This window comes from Microcoleus sp. D2_18a_B4 (genome assembly GCF_036702475.1).
Lineage (GTDB): Bacteria > Cyanobacteriota > Cyanobacteriia > Cyanobacteriales > Microcoleaceae > Microcoleus.
In genome coordinates, this window is sequence record NZ_JAUBTL010000007.1 from 1 (window position 1) to 22,977 (window position 22,977).

Here is a 22,977-nt window from a genome sequence, read left to right on the forward strand (position 1 = left end):
TCTGGGACCTGTCTGATGAGTGTGCTATATTCAGATTTTCGCCGATTGTCGGAGATTGTCTGGATTAAAAGTATCAGAACAGAGAAATAGAAATTTTCCCAATCTCCCCATCTGCCCCTCTCCCCATCTTCCACTCTCCTCATCTCCTCATCTCCTCATCTCCCCCTCTCCCCCTCTCCCCCTCTCCTCATCTCCCGCTCTTCCACTCTCCTCATCTCCTCATCTCCCCCTCTCCCCCTCTCCCCCTCGCGGAGAGAATCTCCGCCGGATTTGGTATAAAGGGCTTCAATTCTTTTGGTTCGTACTGAGCCTTTTTTCTCTTGACAAGTAGATACACTTGTATATGCCTGCGGAAGGAACTTTTGCAGACATCTCGGCATCTCTATCCAGAAGTAAGTTATTTCCTAGGACATATGGTAATTTTGTCAAATCATTGTTACCTTTTGTAATATAGACTAAAGCCAGATGGGAAATCGGGCATCCCGAAACCAATGGTCGATCGCTGAAACAACTTACAAATCTGGTTAATCCAGGTGTTCACTTTTAAGTCACCTTTACTTACAGAGGAGTCAAAGTCATGAGCCAACCAGCAGAATTGTCTTTGGAACAGCAATTTAGCCTGTGTTCCTTCAAAACACAGGTAAGTGACATGAGCCGTGAACAAGCTCAGGAGTTTTTGGTCAAGCTTTACGAGCAAATGATGCTACGAGAAACCATGTACCGCCATTTTCTGAAACACCACTGGGGTTTAGAACCTAACCCAGGCGTTGAATAACCAAGAGTCGCAGTCGGCGACCTCCGTCTCTTACTCTGTTCCCTCAAGCGGAAAGGAGTTGGGGGTGATGGGGCGTCACTCGAAGGCAGAAGGTAGAAGGTAGAAGGCATCTGTACAGACGTGAGGAAAATTTGACAATTCCTTTGTGGATTTCACTGAATGTGGAAGTCGAGGTAAGCAGTTTGTCGATCGACACCACCGGAGATCGCAAAGATAATTTATCGCGCCTCGACTCGAAAATTGGATAACTCTTAATAATAAGTGTTAATTTTTTAACCCATTAAAATTTTTAACTATTAAATATATTTGTCTTTAGTTGCAGCGGATAAGGTTTGACCGCAATGGCGCTAGTCGGACATCTGAGCGCGACATCCGACTAGCAAAACCTTCAATTTTCACATCAAACCCTAGAACTCGCAAATGTGGACTCTAGAAAGAGTTATTCCCCCTGACGTTCGAGAGTTGCTTCCATTGTACTCGTCAAGTAATGACCAGACATGATGCCGCTAGATTGGTAGTAGCGGTTGTCATCAACCCGGTGAAGGGTATCAAAACCCGTCCGCCGCTGGCGTTCGTCTCCCAATACCCAATAACGCTGGACGATCGACTGGGGAGCAATCCAACCTTCGCCCTCGACGCGGGCGAGTTCGCTGTGTTGGAGTACAAAAGTATACTGCCGTTCATCGCTGTTGAGGTGTCCTCGGTACTGCAAAATAATCTCTTCGCGATCGCCTCCAGGAAATACGAGCTTGGTCACCATACTGAACCAATCTGTTCGGTTCCAGCTCACTAAAGTTTTGCCTTTAACCGTAATTGGCACGCCATTGCGCTCAATCCAGCTTCCTTCGAGCGTCCATTGGCCAGATTCCATTAAAAACGTGTGAGCCACAGTGCTGTTCCTATGCTTTTCCTGCTGGCTACAATGCTGGTGCAACAACGCACAGCCGTTGTCCCTCAGACTCTATGCTATCACGCCCAACTGTGCCAACAAGAGTTAATTTCTCCTAAAAGTACCGATGTCCGGGCACCAGTCACTTGAGGCAGATTGCCGGGAATGCCCCGAACCCGCCATGCGGCTAAAACCGCGAAAGCGATCGCCTCTTTAAAATCTACATTCAAGCCTGCCTCAGAAGTAGTCAACACTTGCACTGGATGCAATTGAGATTGCAATCGGCGTTTTAAGTAGAGATTGTGGCTGCCGCCCCCGCATAGTAAAACTCGATCGGGCATAGCCGGTAAAAAAGTTTGGTAACTGTGAACGATCGAGGCAACAGTCAGTTCTGTCAGAGTAGCCAGCACGTCAGCAGGACTGAGGTTGTAACCTTCGGCCTCGACCAAACACCTGTCAAAATAGTCTACACCAAATAGCTCTCGCCCCGTTGATTTCGGCGGTGCTTGGCGGAAGAAGTCTGATGCGAGCCAATCCTCGACTAAAGTTTGACAGGGAGTGCCCGATGCCGCCCAAGCTCCACCTGCGTCGATCGTCTTAGTGCCGCCTGAGAAGTGCTGTACTGCCAAATCTAACAGGGAATTCGCCGGGCCTGTATCCCAGCCGGATATGCCATCCCCAAGACTGAAAATCTCAGACTCGTCATTTTTTCCCCTTTTTCCCCTAGCCGGAAGATAGGTAACATTGCCAATTCCCCCCAGATTTTGGATGCAGAGGCTGAGGTTGGGGTCCGCCAGCAGGCAGGCATCAACTATTGGCACTAAGGGTGCTCCTTGACCCCCGGCAGCAATGTCTGCCGATCGAAAGTTACTCACCGTAGTAATTCCTGTCAATTCCGCAATTAGCGCGCCCCGCCCCAGTTGCAAGCTGTAGCCCATTAACGCACCGGCGCTGTCTTTCTGGGCTTTCCCAGGAGGTCGGTGGTAGACGGTTTGACCGTGAGAGCCGATTAATTCGGCTTTATCATATTCTGCTTGAATTGTCAAGGCCGCCGTGGCAAATTCTTGGGCGATGGCATCATCTAATTCCGCTAGTTCAGCCATTGACAAAGCTGAGCCACTGCAAACCGAGAGAATTTGCGATCGCAAATTAGCAGGATAAGAGAAAGTCTTGCCGGCCACCAATTGCACTTTCAAGTCTGTTTGGGAACCGACGACATCCACCAAAGCAGCATCAATGCCATCCACCGACGTGCCGCTGATCAAACCGATAACGCGGGTCATTCAATTTTAGATTTTAGATTTTAGATTTTAGATTTTAGATTGTTCACTTTTTCGATTTTTCGATTTTAGATGGTCGGGTGCGATCGGGCGATCGAATATTATTTGAGGTCGATCGTCACGATCACCACAGTAATATTATCGCGTCCACCTTTATCCTTAGCTGCTTGAATTAAAGCATTTGCAGCGCCCTCGCAGGCGCGAATCGACTTCAGAGGCGAAGCTATCAAAGGATCGGAAAGTTCTTCAGTCAAGCCATCGCTGCAGAGCAGCAAGCGATCCCCAGGCTGCACGTCCACCGGCAAAATATCTATCTCCCGCAAATCATCGCGGCCCAAACACTGGGACAAAACGTGACGCCAAGGATGAGTTCGAGCCTGGTCAGGAGTTAGAGCCTTTCTTTTCACAGCCTGAGCCACCCAAGTCTGGTCTTCAGTAATCTGTTCCAAGCGAGAGCCGTGCAGTCGGTACAAGCGAGAGTCCCCGATATTAGCGCACCAGGGTCGGCCCTCATCCCTAAACATTAGAACCACAGCCGTAGTTCCCATATCAGCACGCTCCGGGTGGTCGAGCTGATCCGTCAAAATTGCTTGATTGGCAATTAAAAAAGCCTTTTCCAACAACAGCGGAGAATCCTCTGGCCCTTCCCAATGTTCGAGCAAATAAGATTGAATCGCCTGAGTCGCAATCCGGCTGGCTTCTTGACCTCCGGCGTGTCCTCCCATTCCGTCGGCCACTATGAAAAATCGCCCGTCAGAGTCTATGTAGTACGAATCCTGATTTACGGAACGAACTAGCCCTGTGTCTGTCTTACCTGCGAAAGAGCGTTTCATAGATTGGGTGATTGGACTCATCGAACTTGAAAGCTTGATTTAATGGGGTGCGATTTTTTATTCCAAAACTTAAATCCCGAACAAACTTGAAATTCTGCAGCCCGCGATCGCGAGTTTTGGAAAAATTGCACTTCCTTGACCTCATATTGTAGATCGATATGATGGTAATCCCGTCTTAAAATTTCGGTAAATCCAGTAAATTCAGCAGCACCTGCAAAAAAAACTGGATTTATACCCAAAATCAGAGGTTTGGCTGGCGAAAAACTTAGGCAGCAACCGGGTTTTTAGCCTCAAAGCGCGTAAGGGTTGTAAATTTTAGCAATCTGTGGTATTGCAGCCAAAACTTAACATTCGATGTCAAATTTTGGCTGGCGAGAAATCTCAAACCTGAAATTTCCAATCCCAAATTGGACAATTATGACATCCTGTCTAAACGATCGATCCGCTTGAACAAACGCATAAGAGCAAACCCTGCACCCGCCGCCAGCACGGCAACAGCGACAGCCGGCCAGACTTGATTGCTGACAAACAAAATTGTCGCCGACAAAGTAAAAGCACTCATCAGCAAAGCATAATTCGTGCCCATTTGAACGCTGGTCATGCGGCGGATCAATCGCTCTGTTTCGGCAGAACGGACGCGAATCCGTAAATCTCCCTGTTCGAGTTTGTCAATAGTCTCCTCAATCCGGCGGGGCAAACCCAAAGCACTCGAACTCACCTGAGCCGCCTGACGGCCGATTTCGTTAAAAATGCTGCTACTTGTATCATGGCCATTTCCATTAGTCATAAGCTGCATGGCAAAAGGTTGTGCCACCTCCATAAAGTTGAACTCGGGATCTAAACCTCGGCCCACCCCTTCGATGGTGGAAAAAGCTCGCATTACAAAAGTAAAAGTAGCTGGGAAGCGAAAAGGTTGGTCGTAAGCAATATCGTAAAGGTCATCGGTAATCGCGCTCACAGACTGATTTTCAAAAGGCTTGTCCATGAAGTTATCCAGCATATACTGGATGCTGCGGCGCACCGGACTCATATCACCCGTAGGCACCAAAGCTCCCAAATTGATCAGAGAATCCATAATCCGCTGTCCATCCTTGGAAGCAATGCCGTAGAGCGTCTCCATCAGTCCTTCGCGGACGTTCGACTGGATTTGCCCCATCATGCCAAAATCGTAGAAAATCAGACAACCGTCAGCACTAACAGCGATGTTGCCGGGGTGTGGGTCAGCGTGGAAAAAGCCGTCGTTGAGCAACTGCCGCAAATAAGCTTTTGCCCCCAACTGAGCGATTAATTTACGATCGATACCGGCCGCTTCCAAAGCTTCGTAGTGGCTGATTTTAATCCCTGGCAGGTATTCCAAAGTCAGCACTCGCGGAGCCGCGTACCGCCAATAAACCCTCGGCACCCGCACCCAGTCACAGTTGCTAAAATTACGGCGAAAAGTATCAGCATTGCGGCCTTCATGGAGATAGTCAATTTCCAGCCACAGAATGCGACAGCATTCCTCATAAATCCCCATCCAATCTCGACCGCGGCCCCACTTAGGATGGTTTTGAAAGTAGCGGGCAATTCCCTTAAGAATTTGCAAATCGATCTCGAACAGCTTCCGCAGTCCCGGTCGCTGTACCTTGACCACCACTTCCGGACCCGAATGCAGTTGAGCTTTGTGTACCTGACCCAGACTGGCAGCGGCCAGGGGCACCGGGTCAAAGCTGCGGTAGAGTTCTTGAACTGTCTTGCCCAAATCTTGCTCAACAATTACCTCTAACTGCTCGTAGCTGAAAGCAGGCACTTTATCTTGCAGCTTAGAAAGTTCCTCGACAAACTCTGCCGGGAACAAATCGGCGCGGGTAGAAAATAACTGCCCCACTTTAATGAAAGTTGGCCCCAAATCCAAGAGTGTTTCTCGAACCCAGATAGCTTGAAAGCGGCGTCTGGCAACTTTCTTTTCTTCAGTCACGCCTCCCCAGTAGCTCCAATTTTTGCTGTCGACCCAGAGGGAAGCCAGCCAGAGCAAGACAAAGGCCCAAATGTCGAAGAAGCGCCGCTTTCGGGAGTATTTTTCGCGATTCCAGCGATAAGCTTTACTTTTGTAGGATTTACTAGCAGTTTTTTGCTCATCGGCTTCGCCAGTGTGCTTGGGGGAGCGCTGGCGATTAACAGAGTCATCAAGGAGAGCAGACACTTGGGTTCCCAAATTGCTTATTTTATGTTGTTGCTTTGATTGAAAGTAGGAGCGCAGGAGCGCAAAGCAATGCGCTCACGTAGTAAATAATAGTTGTGGTCGAGTCGATCGCTAGGGCAAACTGCTGCGGTAACGCTGTAATTCCGATCGCACCAGAGCCACTTCGGCGCGCAGCTCGTCAATAGTCGCTTGCAAATCAGCGGGATGGATGTCTTGAATAGTTGTGGTGCTTGCAGTGCCAGTTCTGGTCTGCATCGCCTCATCCGAAGCACGATTTGCCCGTTCCACAACTCGATCGGTGAACTGCCGCAGGCGTTCTCTTTGTTCGGCGTCAAATTTGCCGAGTTCAGAGAAAGCGTTGGTTGCTGCGCTTTCTAATTGCTCGTACAGTGCTTCGGCAAGTGCTCTGCCTACAAAAAAAGCATGAACTGGGGGTTTACTCATAAAAAGTCTCTGTGCGCTTCCGCAACAAATTATAACTTGCTTGTCCCCGATGATGCTTGCTCCCAAAGGAAGGAATTTTGGGGGAATTGACACTCCCACCCCGAGTGTCGGAGATGGGATTCTTGAGATTTAGAACAGTCTAACGCGCCACGGCGTAGCCCAAAAGGGTCGCTTAGACTGGCTCAAATTCGAGGTTGGGGTTGCTTTGTACCAAAATGTTGGCAGCTTGGCAGCATTAATACGCGACCTCACACCACCTCAGCGCCGCGCACATATTCTAACATAATTTAAATCAAAATAGGAAACAGTCCTGCATTTTTTTGCGGGCATTTGGATTGCAGAGGGAATAGGAAATATTCCCTAAACTCAGACGGCGACTGTTGGGATTTCCAGATTCGACGGAAGTTTTTGGAAGATAGTCGTTGGCTAGGTTTGGCTTTATTATCTCAACTACTGAGCAGATATTTGCTGAGTCATAAAACCAAGTATTTGTCCGCACTTTTAACCAACAAAAACCATACTAATTTGTCGCAGGTTCGGGAAAAGGCACTGTGGGTTCTGCCACAGGGGGTGGTGAATCAGGTGCGATCGAACTATCTGAATTGTTGCCACTGCGGCTTGGTATCGCAGGCTCAGGCGATCGGTCGATCGGCGACGCTATTACTGGCGACGGGGATGCCGACGGCGGCAGGGTTTCAGCGCTAGCACTCTCAGGGGCAGGCGAGGCGGGTGCGGCGGGCGGTTCTGCAGGCAGGGGCGCAACTTCGGGTACTGGTGCAGCTTCTGGTTGGGGTGCTGGCTCGATTTCGGTTTGAGGCTCTGGAATGGGGGACTCAGAAGGCTCCTCTGCGGGTTCGGGCGTCGGGGATGGCTCCGGTTCCGCTGCGGGCTCTGGGGCGGGAGTTTCCTGGTTTGGGGACTCAGAAGGTTCGGCGCTAGTTTCTGAGGGCTCGATCTGTTCGGGAATGTTGCTGCTGTCTTTGGGGGGTTTGGGACGCTTGTTGAGTTCGATGGGGTACAGAGGGCTGCTTTCGACAGACGGCTGCCCGAACATCGGCCCTGACAAATCGCGGGATTTGAGCAAATCTTCGAGAGAGGGGAAGGACTCAATTTTGGGCCGATTGCTGAGACTGGTGGTGTTGTAGTGCGATGCTAGGTCAAAACCCATCCAGCCTGCAATTGCAGCCGTTACGACAAACGCCACAAAAGTCAACTGCGGCGGGGGAGGTGCGGGCAATCTTAGACTTTGCTTGCCTTTTCTTTTTACTGATACTCGCTCTGTTTCTTGCAGCATGGTGAGCCAATTTTCCACTGTCTGAGGGCGGTTGTGGGGGTCGATTTCGAGTCCCTGAAGGATGGCTCGCTCGATTCCCGGGCTGAGGTTGGGCTGAAATTGCCGCAACTCAGTCAGGGGAATACGATCGCGCAGGGGTGCTGCTACGGGCGCCACGCCGGAGAGTAAGTAGTAGAGGGTGGCTGCGATCGCGTAGATGTCAGTGGCCGGTGTACATTTACCGTCATAGAGGTATTGTTCGATCGGCGCGTACCCGGGGGAGAGCAAGTTAGTGTGGGTTTGTTTGGTATCGGCGGTAAAGCCGCGGGGAATTCCGAAATCTATTAACATTACTACGTGAGAATCGGCTCGCCGGATAATATTTTCTGGCTTGATATCTCCGTGCAGCAATCCGCTGTGGTGAACTGTACTTACGGCTGAGGCTATCTGCCGAATATAGTGCAGGGCCTGGGCTTCTGGCAGCGGCCGATCGGTTTCGACTATTTGGGCAAGAGTTTGGCCGGGAATGTAGTCCATTGCGATAAAAGACTGTCCGGCTTCTTCAAAAAAGTCGATTACTCTGACAATGTTGGAATGCTGACACCGCGACAGGCGTTGGGCTTCGGCAATAAACTGCTGCTGAAATTGGGCAGATGCTGGGTGTTGGCGCAGACTTTCGTTGAGGGTTTTGAGTACGACGGTTTGGTTTAAATGGGTGTGGATAGCTCGGTAAGTGATGCCGAACCCTCCTATCCCTAAAGTCGCGTTAATTTTGTATTTGCCCTGTTGCAGGACTGTTGCTGGCGCTAAGTTCATCTTCAGTTGATGCCGTTTCCCAAACTATGCTACCGCCTTTGGGTTATTTCGCAGAGTTAGGGGTGAAGTTCGAGCGATCGGGGCCCTAGTTTGAGCTTTAGCTCTGCTATATTTTTAATCTTGGCATCCCCACGTCATTTTATCGAAAAAATGGGTCTAAAACCCCGTGCTTCTAGCACGGCTTTGGATTAAAATAGAGATGGTTGAAATCCCCAAGGTGGGCGGTTGTGAAGCGACTTTTAGTCGGCACCCTCGAACCTGAAAGCTCTTTAAAAGCACAAAGAAGGGTAGCGAAAACCTTGTAAAACACAGCTAGAGAGTCAACGCATTCTCAATACCAGAAAATCCCTAATTCGGTTCAGTCAATCCAGTAGGGCGGGGCACGCCCGAACTCGCTTGTCGTATCCTAGTACGCTTTTGGAGATAGACCCTAGGCGGGTTGCTGCCGTCGCAAAGTAAACGATTTCTTAGAAATTCTTTGTAAATCCTTGTAAAACCTTATATTATGTATTGAGAACAAAAATACCACCTAGCGATGACCAGATATGTCACACCGCGAGAAGCTTGCAAAATCCTGCAAGTCTCAGACAAAACCCTTAGAAACTGGGAGCTTGCCGACAAAATATCAGCAATCAGAACCCCCTCCAACCAGCGACGCTACGACATCGACAGCGTTCTCGGAACCGGACACGACCGAATTACAGCCATCTACGCCAGAGTCAGCAGCTACAAACAACGAGAAGACCTTGACAGGCAAGTCAGCTACCTCCAAAGTCTCTACCCGCAAGCTAAAGTCTTCAAAGACATCGGAGGCGGACTCAGTTTCAAAAGAAAAGCGCTGCTTGCCCTTCTGGGACAAGTCATGTCAGGAGATATCTCAACAGTTGTGGTGGGACACCAAGACAGACTGTGCCGGTTTGGCGGCGATCTCATCAAATGGATCTGCGAGCAAAACAATTGCCAACTCATGGTTCTGGGCAGAAACGAGCTGTCTCCAGAACGAGAAATGGTTGAAGATATCCTTGCCATCATCCACGTCTTTAGTTGCCGACTCTACGGCTTGCGAAAATACAAATCTGCTATCAAAGAAGATTCGAGTTTACCCGGAAGCCAAGCTAGCAGCCAAATGGAGGACTTGGATTGCAGCAAGTAGATGGTGTTACAACCAAGCAATTGCTATCCTTAAAGACGAAAGAATTGGTAAGTATGACTTAAGAAAAAAGGTAATGGATTCGGCTCCCAACTGGGTTTCCGAGCAACCTTACAATCCGCGACAAATGGCAGTGTTTCAAGCTTTTGAAGCGCATAAGGCAGCTAAAAAGACAATCATGAACGGCAAAATTCAGAAGCCTTTTCGATACATCTGAGACTATCAGGTTTCAAACGTCTAATTGGAAATTGGGGACTTTTTATCCAACTTCTACTAAAGGGCTAACCTTTAAAGCCTCGGAACCTATCATCGAGGTAATGCAACAGGAACCAACACTCAGCTTGATTAACAGGCAATGGTTTATCTGCTATGCAATTGATGTACCAAAAATCAAGCCGATTGATAGCGATTTGGTTATAGCCTTAGATCCTGGCGTTAGAACTTTCCTTACTGGTTTTGACGGCAGTGGTTTTATCGAAATAGGAAAAAACGATATCGGTCGCATCTATCGGCTAGCAAGACATCTAGACAAATTAATGTCCCGCATAGGGGTAAGTAAAGGAAGGCAATTCAAGCGGCTGAGGTATTGCCTGTAAGCATTCTCCCGACATTTGTAGCCCATAGCCATAAATGCTTCAATCGCTGTTCGGGTTACACAGCAAGGCCTGGAGGCAAGCTCAAGTTCTCCGAAGGGGGGAACTTGAGCTTAAGTTGTCACAAATGGGGTCTTCCTAGTAACTAGAAGCGATCGATTAGCAATTAGCAAATTAGTAATTACTTATTCTTTGGTTTGAAAATGTCTGTTAAACAATCACATTACGAGACTTTACTAGCAGAGTACAGCGAATCTTCCGCAGCGATCGCCCTGCTGAAAAAATATCGGGTTTACATGGAAATGATTCCGAGTATCCGCCGCGCCCATGAGAGTTTAATCACAATTCCTTTGCCAATTGCGCGCTTGCGGGACGGGGTTTCTTATGCGGGAAGCAGCGGCACTAGCATATCGCCCGGACAGGCAGTTTGTTTGCCCTGCGATTTGGCGATTTTGATGTGCGATCCTGAATGGAAAGTTAAAATTGGAGTGGAAATTTTGATTTTCATTCATCGTCCGGGCGAAGAGTTTTCTGAGTTGCTCGGCCGCTGGCGGCAGTCTCAGGTTTGGCTGGATAAAGGTTACGAATGGGTGATGCCGCAGCGCTACAGACATATTTACAGCGATGAAGCTGAGGCTGTTCATCCGCTATTTGTTTTGTTTGAGGAAACGCCGGAACTGGTTCAACGGGGTTTGATGGCGGCTGGTTTGCCTTTTGTGGTGGAAAGTTTCGAGTCTGGGAGTGAGGAAGTAGAGGAGGAAGAGTTTCTGGGTAGCGGGGAACTGGGAAGTATTGGTGAAGAGAGTTTTGATTTGTAGGGTGGGTGCGATCGCCTATAGCCATCGTATTGCTTGAAGTAAAGTAGATTTTTTTTAACAAACCGCAGAGGGCGCAGAGGGCGCAGAGAAAGAGAGAAGAGAGAAATATTGATGTTTGCGAATCCCGAATCGGGTTGTTATATGCAGATATTCAAAAATATTTTGGGTGGGGAAAGGAATGTTTCTGCTCCATAGGTAGATCGTATTTCAAACAATCGAATTAATCTATCGCTTTGGCATTTGTGACCCGCCCAAAAACGGATACAAACCCCCGATGTCGTGGAGAAATGAAAATTTTAGACGAAAGTTCAAGCTCCCAAATTCATGGAGTAAATCTCAAATCTCAAATCTCAAATCTCAAATCGAATGACCCCTCTAGCTGGGTTCAAACCTTGACTTTTATGCTGGTTGCGTCGCCTAATGTAAAGGTGTGGGTTGAGATTTAGCCCTCGAATGAATGTGCGATCGGTAATTTGGACGTTCGTGCTCAGGGGTTTTTTGGAATTGCGGGTATGGACGACGCCGAGTGTGACTCGATCGCGATCGCAAATTCCCGCCACTTCCAACATGATATCATCGGCGTGTTCCATATTTTATAGCTTCAATAAATCGCCGGTGCTATCTAACAGTGCTTCCACTTCTGCATCAGTCATTGCTTGGGCTTTTGGTACGTCATTCACGGGGCTTTCTTGAGAGCGGACAATTTTTTATGATCTGTCAATAGGGGACAAGTGAAGAATATATTTAGATTGTGTTTGGTTTTAATATAGCCAGGGCTTACGCAACTGTCACATACGATCGCGCCAATAAGATCAGACCAAAGAGATACCTAGGGAAGGACGTTTGAGTTGTTAAACTAAATAGTTAAATTTTCTAGGTTCACAACTATTGGTCACTAATACCCGCAAAATATAGCACTTCAGTTGTTGTTATTCCTGTTTGGAATCTCAGCTATTGGTAACAACAACGTCTCCTTAATTTCCTCACGCACTTCATGACTTGTATTAACAGAAGCACTATTGAAACATTCCATCAGAAATAGATGAGCTTCGTGATACTGATGCAACACCTCATATTGCTCAGAATTAAACTGCCAATCATTACCTATATTACAGTGCTCAACTATCGCAAGCTTTAAGTCCTCGAACCAGACTTGACCGTGTTCATTCCACCATTCCATTACTCGTTCTAATTCTTCATATTCCCATTCTTGATTAATGCTGTTCTTATTTTCAGATGGTAGTCTATTATTGAGTTGACTTAGTGCTGCCTGTAATCCTTTTGTGTCAGGATGAATACAGCAATCTATTACAAGAGCTATGTCTCTGGGAATAGTGAAATATAGGGAATCATATTCTATAGTTTTAAAAGGTCCTGTCTCCTTTTCAACCGTAGCTAAATATCGAGTATCAAAAAGGAGACGAGGCAGAGTACAATAAATCTCTAGAACAGGAGCAAGCTTACGATCTTGTGGATTGATATCGGCATTTCTAAAGTATGAAAGCTCATGCTTAAAACAGATGTCAATGGAATGACAAAGAGCATAAGCATCAGCCTCATTACGAGTCGGAAAAAAAAAGTCATCACAGTCCAACTCACTAAACAAAGCATGATCAATTAACAGGGCTATTTCAAAATAAAATGTTCTAACAGCATACAGTTTGTGACTTACAGAAATTGCACTTGATTTCTGGCTAACCCAGTTTAATAACTCCTGCAATTGCATATCTTCGGCTATGAGACCATCAATTTCTTGTTTTATCAACTGTAAGAGTTTATCGGCACTTGGCAACTGTTCAGCCACAAGTAAAAAGACCTCCCGCCAACCTGAAGCAAGAATGTGACTTGCCAAACTGTCCAAAGCTGATGTTTCCGAATTTTTAACAATTTCTATAGCCGTGAAATACTCTTGAAATGTCAAATGAGAAAAAGAGTATATTTTCTGCGCCCGTTCCACTAATAATCCATGCTGCGCCTCAATTGATTTTAGCACCGCTTCACTATCTAGCTGCAACGCCTCTAGGTCGTTTTGAGAATCCGGGCGATTGCGGATGTAATCAAAAATATACTGTTCTAGTTGTTTCTGTTTAAAGAAATAGTCTCCCTGCTGAAATGTCGTTAGAGCAATTTGACTGAGTAAATCTTTCTTATGCTGCAATGAGAGATTTTTATAAACCTGCTCTCGCTCAATCTTTCGCGTTTCATCCCATCTTCTCAGCAGAATATCTACTCCTTCTTCATAAAGTTCTGAACGTAAGCCGGGAAATTTGGCTGAGCCTTCAAACACCAAACATAACAGCGTTAGCAGTAACGGATTTGTTGCCAGTTCTCGAATCCGGTTGTTTTCCCTAAGCTGTTGAATAAATTCCTCTGATTTCCCTTCTTCCTTAGCTTGAAACCATTTTCGGGCAAAGGTGGCTATCTGCTTGTCATCAAAATCTGCGACTTCAACCTCTGTAAACTTATCAAAAGTATAATTTTTTGCTGCAATCCGACAAGTCATTACAAAGTGATTCGTGCGAAACTTGTCAGAAAAATCGCGAACTTGCTTGATAACACGGTTGTTATCCTCATCTTTTACTTCATCTAAACCATCGAGTAAAACCAGTGCCTTACCGTGCTTGAAAAGGACAGCTATTTGGTCAGCAGAAACATCACAATCAGAAAACATCTGGGTGATGTATTCCAGTAAGCTAGGTTTTCCTTCAGTTTCTGCAAACTGCTTGAGCGTGAGAAAAATAGGAAGGCGATGAGCTTGAAATTTACCTCGATCGCACTGGATTGCTAAATATTTTAAAAATGTGGTTTTTCCTGACCCTGGCTTACCCAGCACAATCAATTTTGAGTATTTGTCAACCGCTTCTAGTCCTAGTATTCGTTTATCAGTTACTCTGCCAAGTCCGAAGCGATCGAAGTTTTTTGGGTTACAGTCTTGCAACAGTTCATCAATTTCGCGCCGCCGATGACTGGTAATTTTTTCCAGAATATTGACGTTGGTGTAGAGGTCACTTACGTCAATGGGTTGTGACATGGTGAGTAATCGCATTGTACCGCATTGGTCTTGAATCATCTCGCGGCAATTCTGGCGCACCTCTTGCACCAAGTCATTTAACTCATCCTCTGACAGATTAGAAGTTGGAGAGTCCGAAGCCTTGCATTTACGATATTCAGCAGTCAGAAAATTGAGCAAGCGACCATATTTACCAGGGCCTTTACCGTTGATACTGAACTTTTTGTAAACGTGGCTCATGCGAGTGGTAAGCGCACTGTTGCTGATATGGAGTTCTGTTGCTATCTCCAACTCTGTCTTGTTACTGCTAAACCAGATTACAAAAGCATCCTCTTGCTCTGGCGAAAGCGCATACTTACGAGCCATCTCAATTAAAAAGTCACGCGGCATTGACATGGACTAGCCTCTCTATTACCTGAAAGCGAATTCAGTATCTTCTATCTAGCCTTAAATCACAGTTAGGGCTGCTCTTATATTACTTATTCTGGAGCAAAAATGCTATTCAATAGCAGGCTGAAACTGAAGATTGTAGATATGTCAGCCTAAGTCAGTCTAAGTCAGCCTCACCGTGAGAGATATCTCCAAAGCTAAATTGCGAAATTGAATATAGCAATTTTTGGGATATTCTGATCATGAAAAGAACCAGCGCTAATGGACGGTTTGACTACCAAGATGAAAATGGGATTCTGCTACCAGCAGTTACCACGATACTTAAGGCTACACAGCCGCTTGAGTCTGTAGCTGCTCTTTCTAATTGGCGCAAGAAAGTAGGGAACACAGAAGCAAATCGCATTGCTGTAACCAGCCGTCGCCGGGGAGAACTATTGCATCAGTGGGTTAAGGATTATTTGCAAGGGTTATCTCCCGCTTCCAGCCTAATTCAGCCCTATTGTTATAGCGTTCAGCCTGTACTGGAGAAACTTAGCGATGTCCAGTTGGTCGAGACTGTTGTGCCAAATTATGTGGAAGGATACGCCGGGAAAGTTGATTTAGTTGCCCGTTATCAAGGTGTTCCATGCACTATTGAGTGGACGACTGCTGAAGAACCTAAACTGCGAGTAGAAAAACTCTACGACAAGCCTTTACAGTTAGTTGCTTATGGTGGGGCTATTAATCGATGCTATGGTGAAAGTCTGTTTGGTAATAAAATTGTTAATGCTTTGATTGTTGTGGCTCTTCCCTATGAAGATGCGGAAATATTTGTGTTGGAACGCGAACAATTGCTGGAATACTGGCAGAAGTGGTTGCAACGCCTAAAGTTTTTTGGAGAAAAAGCTGCTTGACAGGTTCAGAAATAGTTAGGATAGAACTGGAGTTGGCCTGTTCTATCCCTAACTATGTTTAGGGTCTTGTTTTTGGGCGGATGGTGTGGCTTAGCCGCTAGTGCTTGTGACAGTTGCGTAAGTCCTGATAGAATTTATTAAATTAACCGCAGAGCGCGCAGAGTTCGCAGAGGGAAGAGCCGGGGAGAATTACCATTTTATTATTACATGAGTATAATTTTCTATTAAACGGGAGCTATTGAAATGAGATTGTTAAAACCCTGGCGTTTATTTTTATTAGGTCTAGTTTTTGGGATGGCTGTAATTTTATCAAATTGCGGCACTCCTTCAAACACGGTTAGCAATAATTCTCCAACTCCGACAACTCCTGCTGCGGTTCCGGCTGGGGCTTTAGTTTACGGTGCAGGCGGGCCGCCGATAAATCTGGAACCGGGAAATATTACTGATGGCAATTCGGTGATTGTTATCGACCAAATTTACAATCGCTTGACTGATTTCAAACCGGGAACTGTGGAACTTGAGCCGAGTCTCGCTACTGAATGGTCAAGTTCTAAAGATGGTAAAACTTGGACTTTTAAGTTGCGTTCTGGGGTAAAGTTTCACGACGGTACGGATTTTGATGCGGAAGCTGTTAAGTTTAATGTGGAGCGCTGGTGGGATGCGAAAAATCCTAACGGTTTTCGAGAAGCGGGCAAGACTTATCCGATTTGGAAAAATTTATTTGGCGGGTTTAAGGGAGAAAAAGATTCTTTAGTAAAAGATGTGGCGGTTGTTGATAAGTCTACAATTAAATTTGTTTTGAATCGACCTTTTGCTGCTTTTCCGTCGGCGATTGGGTCGGGTTATTTCGGGATGGCGAGTCCGGCGGCGGTGAAAAAAGCGGGTGCTAAGTACGGCACTCCGGGGTCGCTGGCGGTGGGTACGGGGCCTTTTGTGTTTCAGGAATGGCGATCGGGCGATCGCATTGTTTTGGAGAAAAATCCGAATTATTGGAAAACTGGCACGCCAAAAGTCAATCAATTGGTAATTCGTTTTGTTGACGATCCGGCGGCGAGACTGGCTCAGTTACGAGCTGGACAACTTGATTTTACTGTGGATTTAACGCCGGATCAACTGCAAGAAGTTCAAGGAGATCCTAATTTAGAAGCTGTTGTGCGACCTTCTTTTAATGTCGGTTATTTAGCATTAAATCCGAGTTACGAACCTTTGTCAAAACCGGAAGTCAGGCGGGCGATCGCCCAAACAATTAACAAGCCAGCAATAGTCCAAGCTTTCTGGGGAGAACTCGGAAAACATGATTCGCAATTTATCCCGCCTGCGCTAAATTGGGCGGCGTCTGATCAAGTTAAAGATTATGAATTTAACCCGCAGCAAGCTAAAGCAATGCTGGCGAAAGCCGGTTATCCGAACGGTTTTGATTTGGATTTGTGGTATATGCCCGTCAGTCGTCCCTATTTTCCCACGCCGAAGCCGATCGCTGAGGCTTTGGCGGCGGATTTGAGCGCGATCGGGATTCGGGTAAAATTGCTGACAAAGGATTGGTCTGCTTATTTAGCCGATCGGCTCAAACCTCCCGGCTTTCAAGCTTTTATGTTGGGTTGGACAGGAGATTATGGCGATCCCGACAATTTTTATTATCCTCACTTCGGGCCGGGTTCGACGGCGGATTTGGGAAATTGGAAAAATCCGAAAGTTCTGGAACTTTTGGATCGGGGGAGGGCGAGTGGCGATAAAGCAGCTAGGGCGAAAATTTATGCGGAAGTTAGCGAGATTTTGCATGGGGAAGCTGTGCGTTTGCCGATCGTACATTCGCAGCCGCTTTTAGGGAAACGCAAGAATATTCAAGGTTGGATTCCGAGTCCTTTGGGGTCTGAGTCTTTTGAGGATGTTAGTAAGTCTTGAAAACGGCGGGTTTTCCTTGTATCTAATTGTGTAGGGGCGGGTTTTACCAACAATATAGCCCTAATACCGACAATCTCAAAAACCCGCCCTCTTCACTTCGTGGTTCCCTAAAAAAGGGCGGGTTTATCTATATTTTTAGTCATGCCAAATATTGCTCATAAAAAACCCCCTACCAATCATATAATAATATGTGAAAAAGCCGCAAAATCCGAGACGCTAGAATCTATATTAAAAACATGATTAATTATATTGTAAAACGTTTGCTGGGACTATTGCCCGTCCTTTTCGGAATCACTCTGCTAGTATTTATATTTTTGCATTTGATACCAGGAGACCCAGCTACAGTGCTTTTGGGAGAACGGGGAACTCCCGAACAGGTAGAAATCTTGAGATCCAAATTAGGTCTGAATCACCCTTTACCTTTGCAATATTTGGCTTTTTTAGGGAGTTTGCTGCGCTTGGATTTGGGAAATAGCATTATTAGCGGTATCCCCATAATTGATGAAATTACAAGTCGCTGGCCTGCTACTTTTGAACTGTCTGTGGTGGCGATGTTGGTGGCACTTGTTATCGGAATTCCGGCGGGGATTTTGGCTGCTGTTCGGAAAAATAGCTGGCTGGACAATCTCGCGATGAGTGGTTCGTTAATTGGCGTATCTTTGCCGGTTTATTGGTTGGGATTGATGTTGATTTATTTGTTTGCTGTTTATCTGAAATGGCTGCCTCCTAGCGGGCGAATTAGTGTAGATTTGGGGTTTGGTTTTAAGTCGATTACGGGTGTTTATGTTTTGGATGCGTTGCTGAGGTGGGATTTGGCGGCTTTGCGGGATGCGATCGCCCATTTAATCCTTCCAGCTTTGACTTTAGGAACTATTCCTCTGGCTATTATAGCTCGCATCACTCGTTCTGCGATGCTGGAAGTGCTTTCTCAAGATTACATCCGCACTGCGAGGGCGAAGGGATTGCCGGAATATTGGGTGATTTTGAAACACGCTTTGAAAAATGCCTTTTTGCCGATCGTCACAACTATCGGTTTGCAGTTCGGCACTCTTTTAGGGGGCGCTATTCTGACTGAAACGATTTTCTCGTGGCCGGGAATTGGTTCTTGGATTTACACCGGTATTCTGACGCGGGATTACCCAATTGTCCAAGGAGGAGTAATCTTTGTGGCTGTAACTTTTGTACTGATTAATCTGGCGGTTGATATTTCCTATGCTTTTTTAGATCCGAGAATTCAGTACCGTTAATGAAAAGGAAATCAGACACGAAATGCTTGTTTAACATCCGGCCGCTGCAGGTAGTAAATGCTAGCCACTGCAAAACCCAGAGTTAAAAAATTGACTGCTGTACCGCCGCTGCCCAACATTTTGGCAATTTGCGCGAGGGTAGCGATGATGTGGACAATTAACGTTCCCGTCCAAGCCCATTTTTTGAGTTGAAACAAACCCCAAGTTAAGAGTAAAGAGAGGAGGCCTAAAATAAAACTAATTCCAGCAAAAATTGCAATGAAGCCCCCGATTACAGTGCCAACTTTTGCCCCGCCGACAGCCGCACCGATGCCGCCAAAAATCCCGGCAAAAAGTAAGATGAACAAGCCGTCAAGCAGACTAAAAATGCCGCTAATTAGCTGCAAGATTGCCAAAACTGTAACACTTTGAGGGCGATTCATTGTTTTGATTTTCCATTTTTAACGGATTTGAAAAATATTTTAACCTGTTGTGGGCACAGGGCGAATATGTATTCATAATTTACGCACCGCTACCTGTGAAACCGGGTTTATGAGAATAAGTGTGTCCATACTGTCTCGTTGCGAGATTCGCACTGGCAGATCCCGCAGCTATGGGCTCGCGAGTCCGCAATGACCGAGTTTAGTCGATCGCCCGCTGCCCGATCGGCCTTTGTTGCTGCTGAGGATCACGCCCCGATCTCCCAAAAATGATATTATTTATTAAAATATATTTTTATTTGCCAGCAGCCGGGAGCGATTTTGTTTAGATCCACCTCTTTTGGCTGAAAAAACTTAACATTTTTTAATAAATTGCAAAGATTAGCTATAATTGTTTACAGGTGCGGGTTGGGGAACTTTTTATAAATCACCCGATCGGATGAGTCTGAAAGACGATGCCAAGCATCAGCAAAAATTTTACCTTTAAAGGTAATCCTGAGATTAAATTAGGTGAGTCGGTATGATCGTTAGCCCTAAAAAGGAAACTGCTCAGGTCAAGGTGGAAGATACTCAGATTGTAGACACCAAGGCCGCAGAGACCAAAATTGCAGATAAAAAAACCGCCCAAAAGCAGTCTCCGAAGAAACCCGCGCGCAAACCGCAGCGGTGGGCGATTGGGTTGGTTGCAGCCGGGTTGCTAGCTGTACCGACCACAATATATATAGCAAAAAGTCGATCGCAGCCGAAAGTAGATGCGATCGCTACTATGACAGTGCCCGTGGAAGCGCAAAACCTCACGGTGCGGATCACGTCGAGCGGCACCGTGCAGCCCGTACAGCGCGTGAATCTCAGCCCCAAAGGCTCCGGGCGCATAGCAGAATTATTTGTCGAACAGGGCGATAAAGTCGAAGCAGGACAAATCGTCGCCCGCATGGAAAGCCGCGATGTAGAAGCTCAACTAGCTCAAGCTAAAGCCCGCGAAGCCAGCGTGCGAGCAAAACTCGCCAAAATTGAAGCCGGGAATCGATCGGAAGACATCGCCAGCGCCCGAGCGCGCTTAGAGCAAGCCGAAGCCAGTCTCGCGCAAGTCCAAGCCGGCAGCCGCGTGGAAGAAGTGGCAGGAGCCAGAGCCCGCTTGCAGCAGACTCAAGCAGGCTTGCAGCGACTGCGAGCCGGCAGCCGCGTTGAAGAAGTCAGCCAAGCGCGAGCTCGTTTAGCCCAAGCTCAAGCTCGTTTAGCAGATGCTCAAACCGGCAGTGTCAAACAAGAAATTGCCCAAGCACAAACGCAAATTGACTCGAGTAAAGCCCAAGCGGAACTAACTGCTCAACGGGTGGAACGCAATCGGCCGTTAGTGGAAGAAGGTGCTCTTGCTAAAGATAAACTTGATGAATTAATTAAAGAAAATCGCACTGCCCAAGCTAAATTAATAGAATCTCAAAGACGCCTGCAACAACTACAAGAAAGTCGGGAGTCCCAAATTAAGCAACTGCAAGCTGCTGTCCAAGTCGAGCAGCAAGCATTGAACCAATTGCAAAACGGCACGCGATCGGAAGAAATTGCCCAAGCTGAAGCAGAAGTTGCCGAAGCTAAAAGCAAATTAGCGCAAGTAGAAAACGGCAACCGTCCAGAAGAAATCGCCAAAGCCGAAGCAGCAGTGGCTGAAGCAAAAAGTCAATTGGCCGCACAAGAAAACGGTTCTCGCCCGGAAGAAATAGCTCAAGCTCAAGCTGAATTAGCGGAAGCTCAAGCTCAAGTTCGCTTTCAAGAAGTGCAGTTAGAAGATACGAAAGTTCGCGCTCCTTTTGCTGGAATTATTACCCAAAGATATGCCATCCAAGGAGCTTTTGTAACTCCGGCAACTTCGGCATCGGAAGCTACTTCGGCAACTTCGACATCGATTGTCGCTCTAGCTAGAGATGTGGAGGTTTTGGCGAAAGTCCCGGAGGCTGATATCAGTCAAATTAAACCGGGTCAAGTAGTTGAAATAGTGGCGGATGCTTATCCCGATAAAGTGTTTAAAGGTCGCGTTAAATTAATTGCACCGGAAGCTGTTAAGGAACGGGATGTAACGCTATTTCAAGTGCGAGTTGCCATTGATACGGGCAAAGATTCGCTGCAATCGGGGATGAATGTAGATTTGAGATTTGTTGGTCAAAAGCTGAGCAATGCTTTAGTTGTGCCGACGGTGGCAATTGTCACTAATAAAGGTCAAACGGGTGTGCTGGTTCCTGATGAGAAACAACAGCCGAAGTTTAAGCCTGTTACGGTTGGATCGACTATTGGCAACAAGATTCAGATTTTAGAGGGTGCAAAAGTGGGCGATCGCGTTTTTACCGAACTTCCTCAAGGTAAAAAGCTGGAGGATATTATCAAGAATCAGAAATAGGGCATGGGGCATGGGGCATGGGGCATGGGGCATTATTTATCTCGATCGCTCTAGGGTGTTTTCTTTCCCCGGAGATCCCCCCTAACCCCCCTTAAGAAGGGGGGGACAAGAGCAGTCAAAGTCCCTCTTAAGAAGGGGGGACAACAGTATTCAAAGTCAACCCCTACTCCCCTTATTAAGGGGGATTTAGGGGGCTCTAAACTAGACTACAAGCGAGATTGATTATAGGTTTAAATATTAATTTGACACCAATAATCCCAATCCCAAATCCCCAATCCCCAATCCCCAATCGAAAATCCAATAATTCCCAATCCCCAATCCCCAATCCCCAATCGAATAATCCCCAATCCCAATCCCCAATCTAAAATCCAATAATCCCCAATCTAAAATCTAAAATCTAAAATCTAAAATCGAATTATGGATATTGTTGAAAGCGTCAAAATGGCTGTCACAACTTTGATGGCAAACAAGCTTCGCAGCACCTTGACGATGTTAGGAATTATCATCGGCAATGCTTCTGTCATTTCTATGATCGGTATCGGGGAAGGAGCTCAAACATTTATCGAGGGACAGGTTAACTCTCTGGGTTCAAACTTGCTATTTATTATTCCCGGAAGTCCTGAAGCGCAAAGCCGCCCGGTGATTCCGCCCCAGACTTTAGTAGTGGAAGATGCAGAGGCGATCGCATCTCAAGTTCCTTCTGTCGAAGAAGTCGCACCAACTCTCAATGACAGTCAACTCGTTACCTACCGCAACAAAAATGTCTCATCTTCTATTGTTGGAACTACGCCAGAGTTTCTGACAGTCAGAAGCTTTGATGTTGCCCAAGGTCGATTTTTAAACAAATTAGATTTAGAAAGACAAGAAAATGTGGTGGCTTTAGGATCGGAAGCCGCAGAACAATTGTTTGGCAATACACAGCCAATTGGTCAATACATTCGCATCAAAAACTCGACTTTTCAAGTGATTGGTGTCATGCAGGCGAAAGGCTCAAGTTTTGGCGACAATCAAGATATGAATGTTTATTTGCCATTGACAACAATGGCTAACAGAATTGTTGGTCGCTCGTCTCCCTACGGTACAAAAGTAACATTTATTTCGGTTGCTATCAAAGATGAAAGTATGATGCAAGCGGCCCAATTTCAAATAGAAAATTTGCTCAGGTTGCGTCATAAAATTACTAAAGAAGATGATTTTACTGTTCGCAACCAGAAAGATTTAATGAATACTTTGGGCAGTATTACTGGTGCTTTGACGTTGATGTTGGCTTTCGTGGCGGCAATTTCGCTGTTTGTCGGTGGCATCGGGATTATGAATATCATGCTGGTTTCGGTTACTGAACGCACGAAGGAAATTGGATTGAGAAAGGCGATCGGAGCTTCTCAGCAAGATATCCTGATTCAGTTTATGATAGAGTCTGTGATTTTGTCAGCGGCAGGCGGGGCGATCGGCACTGGATTCGGTATCGGCGGCGTGCTTTTAGTAGCTGCTTTTACTCCCTTGCAAGCTAGCGTTTCCCCAGTGGCGATCGCACTTGCAGTCGGTGTTTCGGGCAGTATCGGCTTATTTTTCGGCATCGTGCCCGCCAAACAAGCGGCTAAACTCGACCCGATTGTGGCATTAAGAAGTGCTTAAGAAGTCATTAGTCATTAGTCAGTAGTCATTAGTTATTTG

18 protein-coding genes and 1 pseudogene are annotated in these 22,977 nt (G+C 46.5%); 10 read left to right on the forward strand and 9 right to left on the reverse strand.

Annotated features, from left to right (window positions below):
• Window positions 1–577 precede the first annotated feature (577 nt).
• Entirely contained in the window at window positions 578–775 is a 198-nt protein-coding gene (locus QUB04_RS06075; RefSeq protein ID WP_006635253.1) for an NblA/ycf18 family protein, read from the forward strand.
• Between the two features lie 439 nt (window positions 776–1,214).
• Here QUB04_RS06075 and QUB04_RS06080 read toward each other — a convergent pair whose 3' ends face one another.
• The 6 genes from QUB04_RS06080 to QUB04_RS06105 all read right to left on the reverse strand — a co-directional run bounded on the left by QUB04_RS06080 (window position 1,215) and on the right by QUB04_RS06105 (window position 8,492).
• Window positions 1,215–1,646 (reverse strand): hypothetical protein, encoded by a 432-nt coding sequence (locus QUB04_RS06080; RefSeq protein ID WP_445251382.1) that lies wholly within the window; start codon window positions 1,644–1,646, stop codon window positions 1,215–1,217.
• Window positions 1,647–1,744: 98 nt separating this feature from the next.
• Window positions 1,745–2,947, reverse strand: a complete 1,203-nt coding sequence (locus tag QUB04_RS06085) for an anhydro-N-acetylmuramic acid kinase (RefSeq protein WP_333282222.1) — start codon at window positions 2,945–2,947, stop codon at window positions 1,745–1,747.
• Window positions 2,948–3,045: 98 nt separating this feature from the next.
• Window positions 3,046–3,777: a PP2C family serine/threonine-protein phosphatase gene (locus QUB04_RS06090; protein WP_333064224.1), complete on the reverse strand. Its 732-nt coding sequence runs from the start codon at window positions 3,775–3,777 to the stop codon at window positions 3,046–3,048.
• A gap of 415 nt (window positions 3,778–4,192) precedes the next feature.
• The gene (locus tag QUB04_RS06095) at window positions 4,193–5,959 is read right to left on the reverse strand and encodes an AarF/ABC1/UbiB kinase family protein (RefSeq protein WP_333282224.1); all 1,767 of its coding nucleotides are present in this window, start codon (window positions 5,957–5,959) and stop codon (window positions 4,193–4,195) included.
• Window positions 5,960–6,070: 111 nt separating this feature from the next.
• On the reverse strand, window positions 6,071–6,403 hold the full coding sequence (locus QUB04_RS06100) for a DUF6825 family protein (RefSeq protein ID WP_190660406.1): 333 nt from the start codon (window positions 6,401–6,403) through the stop codon (window positions 6,071–6,073).
• 520 nt (window positions 6,404–6,923) lie between these two features.
• On the reverse strand, window positions 6,924–8,492 hold the full coding sequence (locus tag QUB04_RS06105; protein ID WP_333282227.1) for a serine/threonine-protein kinase: 1,569 nt from the start codon (window positions 8,490–8,492) through the stop codon (window positions 6,924–6,926).
• Between the two features lie 535 nt (window positions 8,493–9,027).
• On the opposite strand from QUB04_RS06105, the gene QUB04_RS06110 reads away from it, so the two are divergent.
• The 4 genes from QUB04_RS06110 (at window position 9,028) to QUB04_RS06125 (ending at window position 11,053) form a co-directional block, all read left to right on the forward strand.
• Window positions 9,028–9,645 carry an IS607 family transposase gene (locus tag QUB04_RS06110; protein WP_333282231.1) on the forward strand — a complete coding sequence of 206 codons (618 nt, stop codon included), beginning with the start codon at window positions 9,028–9,030 and terminating at the stop codon, window positions 9,643–9,645.
• Window positions 9,584–9,859, forward strand: a complete 276-nt coding sequence (locus QUB04_RS32490) for a helix-turn-helix domain-containing protein (RefSeq protein WP_445301039.1) — start codon at window positions 9,584–9,586, stop codon at window positions 9,857–9,859. The genes QUB04_RS06110 and QUB04_RS32490 overlap by 62 nt, the downstream gene beginning before the upstream one ends.
• Window positions 9,860–9,959: 100 nt before the next feature.
• The gene (locus QUB04_RS06120) at window positions 9,960–10,238 is read left to right on the forward strand and encodes a hypothetical protein (protein WP_333282236.1); all 279 of its coding nucleotides are present in this window, start codon (window positions 9,960–9,962) and stop codon (window positions 10,236–10,238) included.
• 200 nt (window positions 10,239–10,438) lie between these two features.
• Window positions 10,439–11,053 carry a hypothetical protein gene (locus tag QUB04_RS06125; RefSeq protein WP_333282239.1) on the forward strand — a complete coding sequence of 205 codons (615 nt, stop codon included), beginning with the start codon at window positions 10,439–10,441 and terminating at the stop codon, window positions 11,051–11,053.
• Window positions 11,054–11,441: 388 nt separating this feature from the next.
• On the opposite strand, the pseudogene QUB04_RS06130 reads toward QUB04_RS06125, so the two are convergent.
• Window positions 11,442–11,718 (reverse strand): annotated as a pseudogene (locus tag QUB04_RS06130) (saccharopine dehydrogenase-like oxidoreductase); the annotation flags it as partial.
• A 254-nt stretch (window positions 11,719–11,972) separates the two neighbouring features.
• Window positions 11,973–14,453, reverse strand: a complete 2,481-nt coding sequence (locus QUB04_RS06135) for an NACHT domain-containing NTPase (protein WP_333282243.1) — start codon at window positions 14,451–14,453, stop codon at window positions 11,973–11,975.
• A gap of 242 nt (window positions 14,454–14,695) precedes the next feature.
• Here QUB04_RS06135 and QUB04_RS06140 point away from each other — a divergent pair, with 242 nt between their 5' ends.
• From QUB04_RS06140 to QUB04_RS06150, 3 genes are all read left to right on the forward strand, one after another.
• Window positions 14,696–15,346: a hypothetical protein gene (locus QUB04_RS06140; RefSeq protein ID WP_333282246.1), complete on the forward strand. Its 651-nt coding sequence runs from the start codon at window positions 14,696–14,698 to the stop codon at window positions 15,344–15,346.
• A 243-nt stretch (window positions 15,347–15,589) separates the two neighbouring features.
• Window positions 15,590–17,248 (forward strand): ABC transporter substrate-binding protein, encoded by a 1,659-nt coding sequence (locus QUB04_RS06145; protein ID WP_333282248.1) that lies wholly within the window; start codon window positions 15,590–15,592, stop codon window positions 17,246–17,248.
• 236 nt (window positions 17,249–17,484) lie between these two features.
• Window positions 17,485–18,495, forward strand: a complete 1,011-nt coding sequence (locus QUB04_RS06150; RefSeq protein WP_333282252.1) for an ABC transporter permease — start codon at window positions 17,485–17,487, stop codon at window positions 18,493–18,495.
• Window positions 18,496–18,506: 11 nt separating this feature from the next.
• On the opposite strand, the gene QUB04_RS06155 is transcribed toward QUB04_RS06150, so the two are convergent.
• Window positions 18,507–18,917, reverse strand: a complete 411-nt coding sequence (locus tag QUB04_RS06155) for a hypothetical protein (protein WP_333146567.1) — start codon at window positions 18,915–18,917, stop codon at window positions 18,507–18,509.
• A gap of 517 nt (window positions 18,918–19,434) precedes the next feature.
• Here QUB04_RS06155 and QUB04_RS06160 point away from each other — a divergent pair.
• Together QUB04_RS06160 and QUB04_RS06165 are read left to right on the forward strand one after the other, a co-directional pair.
• Entirely contained in the window at window positions 19,435–21,303 is a 1,869-nt protein-coding gene (locus tag QUB04_RS06160) for an efflux RND transporter periplasmic adaptor subunit (RefSeq protein ID WP_333282255.1), read from the forward strand.
• Window positions 21,304–21,720: 417 nt separating this feature from the next.
• Entirely contained in the window at window positions 21,721–22,938 is a 1,218-nt protein-coding gene (locus tag QUB04_RS06165; RefSeq protein WP_333146571.1) for an ABC transporter permease, read from the forward strand.
• Window positions 22,939–22,977 lie beyond the last annotated feature (39 nt).

Coding starts and splice junctions, on each gene's coding strand:
- QUB04_RS06075 (WP_006635253.1), top strand. CDS start 578: ATGAGCCAACCAGCAGAATTGTCTTTGGAACAGCAATTTAGCCTGTGT.
- QUB04_RS06080 (WP_445251382.1), bottom strand. CDS start 1,646: ATGGAATCTGGCCAATGGACGCTCGAAGGAAGCTGGATTGAGCGCAAT.
- QUB04_RS06085 (WP_333282222.1), bottom strand. CDS start 2,947: ATGACCCGCGTTATCGGTTTGATCAGCGGCACGTCGGTGGATGGCATT.
- QUB04_RS06090 (WP_333064224.1), bottom strand. CDS start 3,777: ATGAAACGCTCTTTCGCAGGTAAGACAGACACAGGGCTAGTTCGTTCC.
- QUB04_RS06100 (WP_190660406.1), bottom strand. CDS start 6,403: ATGAGTAAACCCCCAGTTCATGCTTTTTTTGTAGGCAGAGCACTTGCC.
- QUB04_RS06105 (WP_333282227.1), bottom strand. CDS start 8,492: ATGAACTTAGCGCCAGCAACAGTCCTGCAACAGGGCAAATACAAAATT.
- QUB04_RS06110 (WP_333282231.1), top strand. CDS start 9,028: ATGACCAGATATGTCACACCGCGAGAAGCTTGCAAAATCCTGCAAGTC.
- QUB04_RS06120 (WP_333282236.1), top strand. CDS start 9,960: ATGCAACAGGAACCAACACTCAGCTTGATTAACAGGCAATGGTTTATC.
- QUB04_RS06125 (WP_333282239.1), top strand. CDS start 10,439: ATGTCTGTTAAACAATCACATTACGAGACTTTACTAGCAGAGTACAGC.
- QUB04_RS06135 (WP_333282243.1), bottom strand. CDS start 14,453: ATGCCGCGTGACTTTTTAATTGAGATGGCTCGTAAGTATGCGCTTTCG.
- QUB04_RS06140 (WP_333282246.1), top strand. CDS start 14,696: ATGAAAAGAACCAGCGCTAATGGACGGTTTGACTACCAAGATGAAAAT.
- QUB04_RS06145 (WP_333282248.1), top strand. CDS start 15,590: ATGAGATTGTTAAAACCCTGGCGTTTATTTTTATTAGGTCTAGTTTTT.
- QUB04_RS06150 (WP_333282252.1), top strand. CDS start 17,485: ATGATTAATTATATTGTAAAACGTTTGCTGGGACTATTGCCCGTCCTT.
- QUB04_RS06155 (WP_333146567.1), bottom strand. CDS start 18,917: ATGAATCGCCCTCAAAGTGTTACAGTTTTGGCAATCTTGCAGCTAATT.
- QUB04_RS06160 (WP_333282255.1), top strand. CDS start 19,435: ATGATCGTTAGCCCTAAAAAGGAAACTGCTCAGGTCAAGGTGGAAGAT.
- QUB04_RS06165 (WP_333146571.1), top strand. CDS start 21,721: ATGGATATTGTTGAAAGCGTCAAAATGGCTGTCACAACTTTGATGGCA.